8 protein-coding genes are annotated in these 13,448 nt (G+C 65.1%); 5 read left to right on the top strand and 3 right to left on the bottom strand.

Translation table 11 applies throughout. The features are described from left to right. Positions 1-123: 123 nt before the first annotated feature. Positions 124-2,559, bottom strand: a complete 2,436-nt coding sequence (locus ABFE16_20890) for a hypothetical protein (protein MEN6347761.1) — start codon at positions 2,557-2,559, stop codon at positions 124-126. 414 nt (positions 2,560-2,973) lie between these two features. On the opposite strand from ABFE16_20890, the gene ABFE16_20885 reads away from it, so the two are divergent. The 5 genes from ABFE16_20885 to ABFE16_20865 all read left to right on the top strand — a co-directional run bounded on the left by ABFE16_20885 (position 2,974) and on the right by ABFE16_20865 (position 10,771). Then, positions 2,974-4,722, top strand: a complete 1,749-nt coding sequence (locus ABFE16_20885; protein ID MEN6347760.1) for an ATP-binding protein — start codon at positions 2,974-2,976, stop codon at positions 4,720-4,722. A 185-nt stretch (positions 4,723-4,907) separates the two neighbouring features. Then, positions 4,908-5,279 carry a response regulator gene (locus tag ABFE16_20880; GenBank protein MEN6347759.1) on the top strand — a complete coding sequence of 124 codons (372 nt, stop codon included), beginning with the start codon at positions 4,908-4,910 and terminating at the stop codon, positions 5,277-5,279. Positions 5,280-5,385: 106 nt separating this feature from the next. Next, positions 5,386-5,973: an HdeD family acid-resistance protein gene (locus tag ABFE16_20875; GenBank protein ID MEN6347758.1), complete on the top strand. Its 588-nt coding sequence runs from the start codon at positions 5,386-5,388 to the stop codon at positions 5,971-5,973. A gap of 83 nt (positions 5,974-6,056) precedes the next feature. Continuing rightward, positions 6,057-9,605 (top strand): PAS domain S-box protein, encoded by a 3,549-nt coding sequence (locus tag ABFE16_20870; protein ID MEN6347757.1) that lies wholly within the window; start codon positions 6,057-6,059, stop codon positions 9,603-9,605. A 5-nt stretch (positions 9,606-9,610) separates the two neighbouring features. Then, positions 9,611-10,771, top strand: a complete 1,161-nt coding sequence (locus ABFE16_20865) for a hybrid sensor histidine kinase/response regulator (GenBank protein MEN6347756.1) — start codon at positions 9,611-9,613, stop codon at positions 10,769-10,771. Between the two features lie 180 nt (positions 10,772-10,951). Here the strand turns inward: ABFE16_20865 and ABFE16_20860 are convergent, their stop codons facing one another. Both ABFE16_20860 and ABFE16_20855 read right to left on the bottom strand, forming a co-directional pair. Then, positions 10,952-11,872, bottom strand: coding sequence for an HAD family hydrolase (locus ABFE16_20860; GenBank protein MEN6347755.1), 921 nt, complete (start codon positions 11,870-11,872; stop codon positions 10,952-10,954). Between the two features lie 39 nt (positions 11,873-11,911). Continuing rightward, positions 11,912-13,405 carry an arylsulfatase gene (locus tag ABFE16_20855; GenBank protein ID MEN6347754.1) on the bottom strand — a complete coding sequence of 498 codons (1,494 nt, stop codon included), beginning with the start codon at positions 13,403-13,405 and terminating at the stop codon, positions 11,912-11,914. Positions 13,406-13,448 lie beyond the last annotated feature (43 nt).

Here is a 13,448-nt window from a genome sequence, read left to right as displayed (position 1 = left end):
GCGCCGCGTATGGCTGGGCTTCGCCTCCGGCTGCCCGGTGCAGGACCTGTGGCGGGACCTGCTACAGCGCCTCCAACCACCACTAGAACCCACCGCCACGGCCAGGTTCATGAATAATGCGGGCTAGTGGCGGCCCCGGACACCTCCACCACCACCAACACGACCGCCACCACCAGACGCCTGTGGCCGCGTCCGCTGAGAGCCCCCGGTCCACTGCTCACCCGTCGGCGGCAGCCGCTGCGACTGGAAGTCACTGGGCCACTGCCGACCCGTTGGCTGCTGCCGTGTTCCCTGGTAGTAGTTGGCGCGCTGGTCACCCGTGGCTCGTATCTGGTACTCGTTCTGTAGTTGGGTGGCAACGTCGCTGCTCATGGTCCTGGGCGCAGTGGCACCCATCGTGGGTGTCGTAGTGGGCCTGGAGGTGGTGAGTGGAGGCTGTACCGGGTTCCACGAGCCGTCGTCCCACTTCGACCAGCCGCTGTCAGTTCTCCTGTACACGTTGCCGTCATGGCCGGCATAGGTGTTGTTCTGGCCATGCACTGCGAAGCCGGAACCCCGGTCGGTCTCCCATCTCGCCCCGCCCGTATCGCGGGAGGTCTGGTAGCCGTGGATCTCGCCCTGGGAGGTCTGGTAGTAGCCGCTCCTCGCCCACTCATTCCCGTTCGTGACAGTGGATCGTCCCCAACTGGCATAGGGAGTGGAGCGACCGTAGGCCGTGATGCCCCGCCCTGTGCTCGGGTTGTACGCGTTGATGTAGGCTGCTGAGTAGTTCGGTCCCGCGAGGGCCGCACCACGGGCATAGGCCCCGGTGTAGGGGTTGTAGGCCCGACCGGCAGCTCCGGCTGCGTAGGGACCATAGACCGCTGCTCCCCGGGCGTAGGTTCCTGTCGCGGGGTTATAGGCGGCGCCCCATCCCGCTCCACCATAGGGCCCGTAGTACCTGCCTCGGCTCTGGTAGATGCCGTAGGTCGGGTTGTAGTACACGCCCGTCCCGTAGGTCACGCGCCAGGGGTAGTAGATCGGCGGTCCCAGGTACCCATAGGGCGGGTGCCACACGTAGGGCGGATAGTACCAGCCGGTGCCATACACCACACAGCCGTCGGAGGCGACGAGAGCTCCGAGGAGCATCCCGGCGGCGAAGGCGAAGGTCACCTCGCCCTCGTCGGACTTATCCTCGACTACCGTCACGTTGGTGACTTCATACACCGGGGAGCTCGTCGGGATGGTGTAGATCTGGGACGGGACGCTGCCAGTGACAACCCAGGGGCCCTTGGCTGTGCTCGACACGAACCAGACTCCCTGGAAGCAGCAGTAGTACATGTCGCCGACCCGGATCACGTTGTAGGGAGAGTTGGTGGCATACTCCATCGTCGTGTCCTCAATGGGTGCGAACCTGGGCTCGCCGCTGTAGACCACGCTCACCTTGGCCTCGGAGGTCTTCACTGTGGCGGTCTGGGGGATCTGCGCCAGGATGGCCGCTTCCTTGGCCTGGTCGGTGCTGGGCACCGAGACGAGAACCCGCGCCTTTGGCGAGTCCGGTGGGATCTTGGCGAACTCCGCCGGGAGGGACGAGCCGACCGACACCCAAGGCCCTTCCGCCGGCTTGAGGCTCCTGAACCAGCGCCCGGCGATCAGCAGGTAATACTGGGGCTCCGGGCCATAGATGAAGAGGTCGGCGTCCGTGTTGGCAACGTATAGCAGCCCGGTGGTGCCGGTGATCGGGGTGAACTGCGGTTTCCCATTGATGACCACCAACTCAGCCGGCTTTGTGCTCGTGAAGACCTGCGGCATCTGGGCGGCGGTGATCGGGACGCCGGGCACCGTGCCCTTGACGTCCTTCCAGTTGTCGTTATCCGGCAGCTTGGCCAGACCCGACGGGAGCTTGTCTGCAGGCTGCCACGGTCCCGCCAGAGCGCCGGCCCGCAGCCAGGTGTTGTCATTGCGCAGGAAGTAGGACGTCGTGGCCTGCTCATAGAACAGGTCCCAGTTCGTGTTCACCGCGTACATTAGCCCGGTGCCCTCGATTGGCGACAGGACGGGATCGCCGTCCGTCACGATCAGGATCGCCGGCTTCTCGCTGTAGAAGATGGACGGTGGGTCGTACTTCACCGCGACGCCCTTGACCGGGATGTCAAGCTTCACCGCCGCTGCCAGCAGGCGGTCCAGCGAGATCGTCTTGGCTCCCGCCTTGATCATGGACTTGGCCTTCTGCTGGACTCGGGCGAGCGTTTCCTCATCGACTCCCGGGAAGCTGGCCTCCTTGACCTTGGGGTTGGTCAGCAACACCGTGCGGCTATCAAGGTCGGTACTGGTGTCGGCAGTGACCCGAACCGACCCGACGTAAGGCTGGGCCGCCCCCTTTGGCTGGATCGAGACGACAACCAGGACCTCAAGGCTCAGGTACTTGGGCCAGGCTACGAGCTGCGGTTGGTACACCACGACCTCTTCGCCTGCAGAGGCCGTGAAATGGCGGGGCCATCCAGGGTCGCCGACCGTCGACTGCTCCTCCTGGGCATGGCTCGTACTGAGAGCTACCAACGCGAACAATACAAGCGGCACGTACCTAGTCACCTTGCCACTAAGCACTTCGTCCCTCCTCGCTGCCAGGTCGCCGCTGCGCAGGTTGCGCTCCTGGCTGTTCCTGCCGGTCCCCTGTGAGGGCCCCGGCGCACTAAGGTGCAAGCTCCACTCCTTTCCCACCGAGCCAGGAAAGAACACCGCGGCCGTGCCTGGCCCCGCGCGAGTGATCTTGATATAGGGCCCTCTCTGGGATATAGTAAATGGGTCCGAGTTAGGAGAGTATGGGACTTTAGGGCACCATTTGGCCTAGTCCTGGTACTCGTGAGGCCATACTGGGGCCCGATGGGGTCCGACTGGCCCGGCAAGGGGGGATGCCGCCGGCTTGCGGCGGTCGTGGCTCGAGAGGGAGCATCGTCGCCTGCCTTCGTTACTGCTCAGATGCGGATGGTCAACATGATCTCTGACCCTATGCCCGCTGACCAGTTGACGGAAGCCCTAACGAGAAGCTTCAGCTCGTGCCGGAAGCTGATCGGGGCGACTGCGGGCTGCCTGGCTCTTTGCACCAAGCATGCATCGGAGGGCCTCCTCCTCTTCGCCGAGTCCGGCGATCCTCCAAGTCTTCTGAGCCCCGGTGTGCCAATGTCGATCGACGGGCTCCCAGCCGAAGCCTGCGAGCGGACCCAGGCTCTCTTCTGCAACCACCCAGACCAAAACGGCGCGTCGGCCTGGCTCCCCGATCGCAACACATCCCTGGAGAACGTCCTGTGGGCGCCCCTGGTCGTGAACAGCAGCGTGCTTGGCGTCCTCGGTCTGGGGAACAAGCCCGGCGGGTTCGATTGCCATGACGCGGAGCTTGCGCAAGCCTACGCCGATGTGACTGCCCTGGCTGTGCTCTGCAGCGAGCGGGCGAAGTGCGCTTCCGACAGGGGGAAGGATAGCGAGGCCCTGGTCGAACGCCTGCGCTTTGAAGAGGTAGTCACTGAGATCGCAACGGCCTTCGCGAGCACCTCCGCCGGGGAGCTCGAGGTGGCGATCAGGAGCCTTCTGGAGGGAATGGCCGGGTTGCTCCAGTGTGACCGGGCCCTCTTCTGCCGTGTTGACCCGGTGGGGTGCACCCTTGTCTTCGAGCACCTCTTCGCTGTGCGGCCCGAACTGGCACCGCTGGTGGAGGACACCGCGCCGGACCATCGAGCTCACTGGCATGCGAGTCGGCTGTTGAGGGGCGAGATCATCGCGATCACAAGGGGCGAGAAGGATCTGCCTGCGGAGGCCGTCACCGAACGGCGTTGGTTTGAGCGTTACAAGGTCGGGGCGCAGCTGAGCATCCCCATCAGAGTAGACGGCAAGGTGAGCCACGCGCTCGGCTTCGAGACGATTGGCCGGAGCAGGGAATGGCCCGAGGCCCTGATCCGCCGCGTGAGCGTGGTGGCAGACCTCATCGGCAAGGCCATCGAGCGCCAGCAGAGCGATGCTGCTGCCCGCGAACTGCATGATCGTCTCGCCCACGTTGCGCGCGTGATGACCACCGGGGAACTGGCCGCCGCCTTCGCCCACCAGCTTAACCAGCCTCTCACCGCCATCGCCAGCAACGCACGGGCCGCCGCACACTTTCTTGCCGGCGCCAAGCCCGACCTGCAGGAGCTCCAGGAGATCGTCGCAGACATCACCGATGAGGCGCTGCGCGCCGGCGCCATCATCGCCCACATGCGCGACCATCTGCGCCGAAGTGAGCCCCGAACTGAGCGGGTCGACCTCTGTGCCGCGGTGGGCGAGGTGACCCACGTTCTCACCACCGAAGCCGTAAGGCGCCGAGTTGACTTCCGCATCCTCCAGGCTAACTGCCACCCTACGGTCGCGGGAGACCGTGTGCAGCTCCAGCAGGTTGTCCTGAACCTGGTCATGAACGCCTTCGACGCCGTCGAGGCTCAGCCAACCGCCTCGCGACAGGTGACCGTCAGTTGCTGCAGGGAGGACAAAGCCGCGGTTCTGATCGTCGAGGACACCGGCCACGGCTTGCCCCAGGATCGCCCCGAGAGTGTCTTCGACGCTTTCATGACCACCAAGGTAGGCGGCGTCGGCCTGGGCCTTCCCATCTCCCGCTGGATTGCCATCACCCACGGCGGCAGCCTTCATGCCCTTCCCCGCGAGGGAGGCGGCGCACGCTTCGAGCTGCGCATGCCTCTCTTCGAACCGGCGGGGTAAACGCCGCACTCTCCCCTCAGCGGCCCCATACCCTTCCAGCCTGCCCATTGCCCTAACGTCCCATATGCACCGGCAGCCGAGTGGGCCTATCATTAGTATGGTTCCTTGGCCTGCCGTGGTGGAGAGGCGTTCCGGACGGCGACCACGTCAGCGCTGCAACCGGGTCGGACGGAGGGGACAGCCTGGTGGTTCCACCTTTGGTCGCAGTCATCGATGACGACCCGGACGTCCGTGTAGCGCTCGAGCGCCTCCTCCGCTCGATGGGTCTGGAGGCGATCACGTACGGCTCGGCCCTCGACTTCCTGGCCGAGAGCGGTACCGAGCCGTCGTGCCTGGTCGTCGATGTGCAGATGCCGGAGATGACCGGACTTGAGCTGCAGCAGGTCCTGATTGACAGCGGACGCCGGGTCCCCATTGTGCTCATCACGGCGCACGAGGGAACAGAGCCTGAGGAGATCGGGCTGCGGCGTGGAGCTTACGCCTTCCTGAGAAAGCCCTTCACCGAAGAGCAACTCCTCGACGCACTCACCAGGGCACTGCCTGAGGACTCTCTCTAGCTCTGGCGATGCCCGACCTCCCGCGACTGCGCCCGTGCAACTGTCGGGAAAGCGTCTCCAGAGCCGTAGCCGGCCCCAGACACCAACCGAAGGGAGAGGATCGGAAGTGGAGCATCGACTGGCTGCCGTTCTGTGCCGGAACTGGTGGGTGTTGCTGCTGCGTGGCCTCGTCGCGATCGCGTTCGGTGTGCTCGCATGGCTGCAACCAGGGATCTCTCTCGCGGCGCTGGTTCTGCTCTTCGGCGCCTACGCCCTGGCCGACGGCCTTCTCAGTATCGCGATCGCCCTGGCCGGACGCAGACAGGATGATAACTGGTGGTTGCTGCTCATCGAGGGGCTGTTGGGTGTCCTTGTCGGCATCCTGGCCTTTGCAGCGCCGGCCGCCATGGGCCTCGCGATCCTGTTCTGCATCGCAGCCTGGGCGATTCTCACCGGCTTCCTGAAGGTCGTCGTCGCGATCGCGCTGCGCAAGGAGACCACCGGTGAGTGGCGCCTCATCGTTGCCGGCGTGGTTTCTGTGCTGTTCGGCGCGATCCTCATGGCTCAGCCCAGCGCAAGCGCAATCGCCCTGCTGTGGGTGATCGCCCTGTATGCCGTGCTGTTCGGCCTCCTGCTTGTGCTCCTGGCCTTCAAGGTGCGAGGCCTGGGCAGGCTGTTCGCGTCGCCGGACGCCGTCGGGCCCGTTCCCTCGTAAGGTCCAGGGCAACGGCAAGGCACGAGGAGAAGGCTAAGGGGCACAGTGCGCTATCGGAGGATGTCGCTCCGGGGAAGGACACCATGGACGCCGGACAGCAGGTCCGTGACGAACTGCAGCGCAGCCGCGAGTACCAGCAGGTGCTCGGCGCCCTGCTGCACCTCATCCTGACCGAACTCCCCCTGACCGAGATGCTCACGGAGGCGCTGGACCTTGTCCTGGGCCTGTCCTGGCTGTCAGACCCCGGGCGCGGCTGCATCCTTGAGGTAGACGAGGACACGAGCGAGTTGGTCATGCGGGCGCAGCGCGACCTGCCCGGTGCCATGATCGAGGCTTGCGCCCGCGTGCCCTTCGGGGAGTGCGTCTGCGGGCAAGCCGCCGTGACCCGCCAGTTGCTCTTCGCCGACGGTTCCGAGCCCCAGCGCGTCGCCGTGCCCGAGGAGGTAAGCGGGCTGCAGCACTACTGTGTGCCGATTCTGCTGGGCGACAACCTCCTCGGCGTTGCGTGCCTATTCGTCGCGCCGGGATACCAGCGGAACGCCCTTGATGAGAGCTTCCTGCGGATGGTGGCCGAGGCGCTGGCCGCCATGATGCGCCACAAGCGGGCAGATGAGCAGACCGCCGCACTGATGCAGTTTCAGCGCGAGATGCTCGACACCCCGATGGTCTGGATCGATGCGCTGGATGCCCGGGGCAAGGTGACCTTCTGGAACCGCGGCGCTGAACGCCTCTCGGGCTACTCACGTGACGAGGTTCTCGGCCGTGGTGGCGTCTGGCGCCGGCTCTTCCCGGACATGCACTACCGGCACGAGGTGTTTGATCGGGCCAGGGAGGCCGCCCAGACCAGGGAGGGCCTCGAGCACTTCGAGACGGTTCTCCGTAGCAAGAGCGGCGAGCATCGGACGCTGTCGTGGCACACCGCGAACCTCACCGACGCCGCGGGAAACACCACCGGCAGCCTTGCAGTGGGCGTGGATGCCACCGAGGTCAGTCGTGCCGTCCAGGCCCTGGCCGAGTCGGAGCGTCGCCTTCTCGACCTGATTGAGCTGCTGCCCGACGCGTGCCTGGTCATCGATCGTGACGGCGTCGTGACGGCCTGGAACAGGGCCCTCGAGCGGATGACGGGGTGCAAGGCCGAGGAGATGCTGGGCAAGGGCAACTACGAGTACGCGCTCCCCTTCTACGGCGAGCGCCGCCCGATCCTGATCGACCTCGTCCAGCGGCCACTCGAGGAACTTGCGACCAAGTACGCCAGCGTACACCGCGAGGGATCTGTGCTGATCGGCGAGACGTACCTGCCCCTCGGCGGACGGGAAGGCTACCTGCTGGGATGTGCCCGGGCGCTTCACGATGCCGACGGCAACTACATCGGCGCGGTCGAGATCATCACGGACCTGACGGACCGCAAGCGAGCGGAGGAGGCCCTGGCTGCCTCCGAGAGTCGCTTTCGGGAGTTCGTCAAGAACGCACCCATCGGCATCTTTCGAACGGAGCGCGGCGGCCTCATCAGCGAGGCCAATCCGGCACTGCTTCGCTCTCTCGGGGTAGACAGCCTAGAACAGGCCAACGCCATCGGCCTCGAGAACCTCTACGCCACTGCGCACGATCGACGCCGGTTACTGTGTGCTGTCTTGAGGGGTCCGGTGTCGGGCTTTGAGGTGGACTTCCGACGAGCCAACGGTGAGGTCTACCCGGTGCGCCTCCACGCCCGACTGGTACAGGACGAGGCGGGCGAACCGCGCTTCCTCGAAGGCACGCTGGAAGACATATCCCAGGAGCGGAAACTGGAAGCGGAGCGGCGGGCCACGGAACGGTTGCTGCGTGACGTCTTCGACTTCCTGCCCGACCCGACCCTGGTCATCGACCGCGAGGGTCGTGTGACCGCGTGGAATCGCGCGATGGAGGCCATGACCGGTGTCACCGCCGCGGAGATCCTCGGGAAGGGCGACTACGAGTATGCGCTACCTTTCTATGGCGAGCGCAGGCCCATCCTCGCGGATTTCGTCCTGCATCCGAGCGCAGAGTTCGAGGGCGAGTACGCCGGTCTGCAGCGCCTGGGTGGCGTGCTCCAGGGCGAGACCTACGTCCCCGCGCTCGCAGGCCATGAGGTGTTTCTCTCCGCCACCGCGGCCCCACTATACGGAGCGGACGGCGGCATCGCAGGCGCCATCGAGTGCATCCGTGACATCACGGAGCGCAAGCGCTTCGAGGAGGATCTGGCCCAGGCCAAGGAGGCGGCCGACCAGGCCAGCCGGGCCAAGGGCACCTTCCTTGCCAACATGTCCCACGAGATCCGGACACCCATGAATGCCATCCTCGGCTTCACGCAACTGGGGCTGCGCGACCCGTCACTTAGCGGCGAGCAGCGGCAGCGCCTCGAGACCATCAGTCGCAGCGGCGAGCATCTCCTGTCGCTTATCAACGATGTCCTTGAGATGTCCAAGATCGAGGCCGGGCGCACCACACTGAACCCGGCGCCCTTCGACCTACACGCCCTGGTGGAGGACCTGGGGATGATGCTTCAGGTGCGGGCGGAGGCCAAGCAGTTGAGGCTGGCGGTTGAGGTGGCGCCCGGGGTGCCACGCTACGTGGTGACCGACGAGAACAAGCTGCGCCAGGTCCTCATCAACCTCCTGGGCAATGCCGTGAAGTTCACCGACAGGGGCGGCATCGCCCTGCGAGTCGGAGCCCGCACCGAGGCCTCCGGACCTCGCCTCGTCGTCGAGGTCGAGGACACCGGGATGGGCATCGCCGAGGAGGAGCGCACCCGCATCTTCGGGTACTTCGAGCAGAGCTCCGGCGGCGCTCGAGTCGGCGGCACCGGTCTGGGCCTGGCGATCAGCCAGCGTTTCATCCAACTGATGGGCGGCGAGATCACCGTCGAGAGCACTCTCGGCAAGGGCAGCACCTTCCGGTTCGACCTCCCCTTGCAGGAGAGTGAGGCGGCCGCCTTCAGCTCTGCGACTGAGGCACGGCGAGTGATCGGTCTGAAGCCCGGACAGCCGGCCTTTCGGGTCCTGGTTGCGGATGACCGGCTGGAGAACCGCGAGCTGCTCTCGCAACTGCTGCGGGCCGTCGGGTTCCAGACCTTCGAGGCGACGAACGGTGCAGAGGCAGTGGCCGCCTTCGAGAAGTCCCGGTTCGACCTGGTGATGATGGACTTGCGCATGCCCGTCATGGATGGCTATGAGGCAATTCAGCGGATCCGTAACATGGAGGAGGGTGCGCACACACCGATCATCGCCGTGACCGCCAGCGCCTTCGCTGAGGAGCGCGATCGCGTGGTTGCTGCCGGCGCAAACGCGATCATCGGCAAGCCCTATCGCGAGGACGAGCTCTTCTCGCGGCTCGCGGAGCATCTGGGTGTCGAGTACCTCTATGAGGACGAAGCCGCAGGACCAAGGGCTGCCGCAGAGGCGTCGGCGGGTCCGACCTCTGCCGATCTGGAGGGCTTACCGGCTGAGCTTGTTGTACGTATGCGCACCGCCACCGTGAACGCCAACCTGGACCAACTCCTGGAGATGATCGGCGAGGTCGCCGCACAGGACCCCTCCCTCGCCGTCGCTCTGGAGAGACTAGCCCAGTCCTACCAGTACGATGCTCTGCTCGCGCTCTTCACAAGAGAGGAGTAGTCGACATGGCCGAGGCCACCGAGGCTGCACCGGCACCGAATCTGCTGATCGTGGATGACACGCCGGCCAACCTGCAGGTCCTGGCAGCGATGCTCAAGGAACAGGGCTTCACGGTGCGTCCGGTACCCAGCGGTGAGCTGGCCCTGCGCGCCGCGGAGAGTGAGCCGCCGGACCTCATCTTGCTTGACATCATGATGCCGGAGATGAACGGGTATGAGGTCTGCGAGCGACTCAAAGACAACGACGACCTGCGCGACATCCCCGTCATCTTCATCAGTGCTCTGAGCGACACGAGCGACAAGGTCAAGGCCTTCGAGGTGGGAGGCCTGGACTACGTGACGAAGCCCTTCCAGTTCGAGGAGGTCCGAGCACGCGTCGGCGCTCATCTGAAGCTCCGGCGCCTGCAGGTCGAGGCCGCCGAGCACCACCGGCAACTCGAGCAAAGCTACGAGCAACTGCGCGAGCTGGAGGAGCTCCGAGACAGCCTGATGCACATGATCGTGCACGACCTGCGAACGCCACTCACCTCGATCATCACCGGCCTGGAGACGATGGAGACCCTCGGCGAGCTGGACGATCTGCAGCAGGAGCTGCTGACGGTATCCATCGAGGGCGGCCATACGCTGCTGGGGATGATCAACGATCTGCTCGATATCAACAAGATGGAGAGCGGTCAGATGGAGCTTGAGCGCAGCGAGGTGAACGCGGCTGCACTTGCTCAGCGCTGCGTCAATCAGGTTGCGACGCTGGCCCAGGAGAAGGGGCTGGAGCTGGGAGTGGAGATCTCGGAGTCTCTGCCGGTTCTGCAGGCCGATGAGGAGAAGCTGCGACGCACGCTCGTCAACCTGCTGGGCAACGCGATCAAGTTCACTCCCCAGGGCAGTGTCACGCTGGCCGTCCGCCATAGCCCTGAGGACAACGCCCTGTGCTTTGCCGTCCGCGACACGGGCGAGGGCATCCCGGAGGAAGCCTTTGAGCGCATCTTCGAGAAGTTCGGCCAGGTGGAGACGCGCAAGGCCGGTCGGAAGATGTCCACAGGCCTGGGGCTGACCTTCTGCAAGATGGTAGCGGAGGCCCACGGTGGCCGAATCTGGGTTGAGAGTGAGCTCGGCGTGGGCAGCGTCTTCTCGCTTGCGCTTCCGCTCGGGAAGGCGTCGTCGCAGTAAGGCCGCTCGGCCTCCCGGCAGGTTGGTTGACGCACGGCCCAGGGTCGCGTCCTCCCACCAACACACAGAGTCCCGCGCGGCGTAGGTTGAGCGCCGGGCGGGACTCTGTGCACCAATCGATACGTTGCCACGGGCCATCAGCTCAAGGCGACGCCTGACCCGACGGCCTGGGTCCGCGGATCATGCTTGCGGTGGGTAGATGACCCGCCAATCCCTGGCCATGTCGACTACCGGCCAGCCGCGCGCAGCGGCCTCGTCGAGAGCCTTGTCCAGTGAACTTGCTCCGGCCTCGCGGTCGTAGGCCCACTCGCGGTCTGCGTCGGTATGGTGGATCAGCACCGGAAGACGGCGTCCCTCTCCGGCGGCAGTCCACTGCAACATCGCCAGGTCTCCATCTGAGTTGCCGAAGGCAGCGAGTGGCCGCCGACCGATGAACCTGTTGATCGCGACGGGCTTGCCCTCCCGGTCGTCGAAGAAGTCGACCTCCGGGAGACGCCGCAGCTCCGGGCCCTTCTCCGTCATCACGAACTCGGTCTTGATGCTGCTGCCCACGACCTGCTCGCGGGGGATACCATAGGCGGCCTCGACCCAGACTCGCAGGAACTCGATGCCCCCACCGGAGACGATGTAGGTGCGGAAACCCTTCGCCCGGAGGTAGTCCAGCAGCTCCAGCATCGGCTGGTAGACGAGTTCCGTGAAGTGCCGGTCGAACCTGGGGTGCCTGGCCGTCGTGATCCACGAATGGACTACGTCATCGAATTCCGTGGTGGTGTTCCCCGCATGGGAGGCCGCGAGTAGCTGCGCCAGTGCGGGCATTCCTCCTGCGGCGAGAGCCTTCTGGTCGTTCTCGAGGACGGCCTGGAAGGGCTGCTGCGTCTTCCATTCGGGATGGTCTCGGGCCAAGTCGCGGATGCGATCCATGGCGAACAGTAGCTGGAAGGCCACCGGCTGCTCCGACCACAGGGTGCCGTCGTTATCAAAGGCAGCTACACGCTCGACCGAGGGCACAAAGTCCGGGCTACCGGGTGTCGTGACAGCCTCCACGAACTCGACGATCGAGCCTTTGGCGTCCCCATCGTGCCAGGATTCCAGAAAGCCCATGGGATGCTCCCTCCTGTCCCGGTTCGTGTTCGCGGCCGGCTAGCCTGAGCCGGCGTGCGGGTTGTGCAGCTTCTCGAGGATCTGGTCGACGGTGAAGCTCGCGGGCCTCTGTCGCGGCGGGAACTCAACACAGGTCTTCACGAACTCCTCGACAATTACCGCCGCGGCGGCCCCGAGGAAGAGGTGGTCGAAGATCCAGTCATAGTAGGTGTTGGAGGTGATATCGGCCCGCTCGTAGGGGTCGCATCGGAGGTTGAAGATCTTGGGGATCCGCAGCGGCACGAAGGGTTCGGACCAGATCCGCATGAGCCCCTGTGCGCGTTGCTCGGCGAACACGAACTTCCAGTTGTCGAAGCGCAGGGCGACGAGCTCGCCGTCATCGGAGAAGTAGATGAAGCCCGGACGCGGACCCTTCTTCTCCTCACCCAGAAGGTAGGGAAGGAAGTTGTAGCCGTCGAGGTGGACCTTGAAGGTCTTCCCGCAGGCCTCGTGGCCCTTCGTCAGCTTGTCCTTGATGTCGGGGTCCCCGGCGGCGGCCAGGATAGTCGTTACCCAGTCCTGATGACTCATGATCTCGTTGCAGACTGAACCGGGCTTGATCTTGCCGGGCCAGCGCACCAGCGCCGGCACACGGAAGGCGCCCTCCCAGTTGGTGTTCTTCTCACTGCGGAAGGGCGTCGTGCCGCCATCGGGCCAGGAGTTCGTGTGCGGCCCGTTGTCTGTGCTGTAGAAGACGAGGGTGTCCTCGGAGATGCCAAGCTCATCGATCTTGTCCAAGATCGCGCCGACGTTCTTGTCGTGGTCGATCATGACGTCGTGGTACTCGGATTGCCAGCGCCCGGACTGGCCGAGGCTCTCAGGCTTGGCATGGGTGCGCAGGTGCATGTGGGTGAAGTTGACCCAGATGAAGAACGGCGTGCGCGCCTTGGCCTGGTCCTCGATCCACTTCATCGAGTGCTCTGCGATGTCGTCGTCGATCGTCTCCATTCGCTTCCGTGTCAGAGGGCCGGTGTCCTCGATGCGGCCGTCCGCGAAGCTGTGTATCACGCCGCGGGGACCGAAGTTCTTCCGGAAGTTGGGGAAGTCAGACGCTGGCGGGTAGTCGCGAAGCTCGGGCTCCTCCTCGGCGTTGAGGTGGTACAGGTTCCCGTAGAACTCATCGAACCCGTGGTTGGTGGGCAGCATCTCGTCCTTGTCGCCAAAGTGGTTCTTGCCGAACTGCGCCGTCGCGTAGCCCTGCGGCTTGAGCAACTCGGCCAGGGTCGGGTCCTCGGGCCTCAGCCCCAGGTCTGCACCCGGCACTCCAACCTTGGTCAGGCCGGTGCGGAAGGGATTCTGGCCGGTGATGAAGGCCGCCCGGCCCGCGGTGCAGCTCTGCTGACCATAGTAGTCGGTGAACAGCATGCCTTCGTTGGCGATGCGGTCGATGTTGGGCGTGTGGTAGCCCATGACCCCTTTGCTGTAGCAGCTGAGGTTGGTTTGGCCGATGTCGTCTCCCCAGATGATGAGGAAGTTGGGCTTCTTGTCTGCCATGCTGCTGTCTCCCTTCTTCACCCGTGGCCTGCCGAGACGGCGC

The sequence above is a fragment of the Armatimonadia bacterium genome, from assembly GCA_039679385.1.
GTDB lineage: Bacteria > Armatimonadota > Zipacnadia > Zipacnadales > JABUFB01 > JAJFTQ01.
This window is presented reverse-complemented; position numbering and strand designations above follow the sequence as displayed.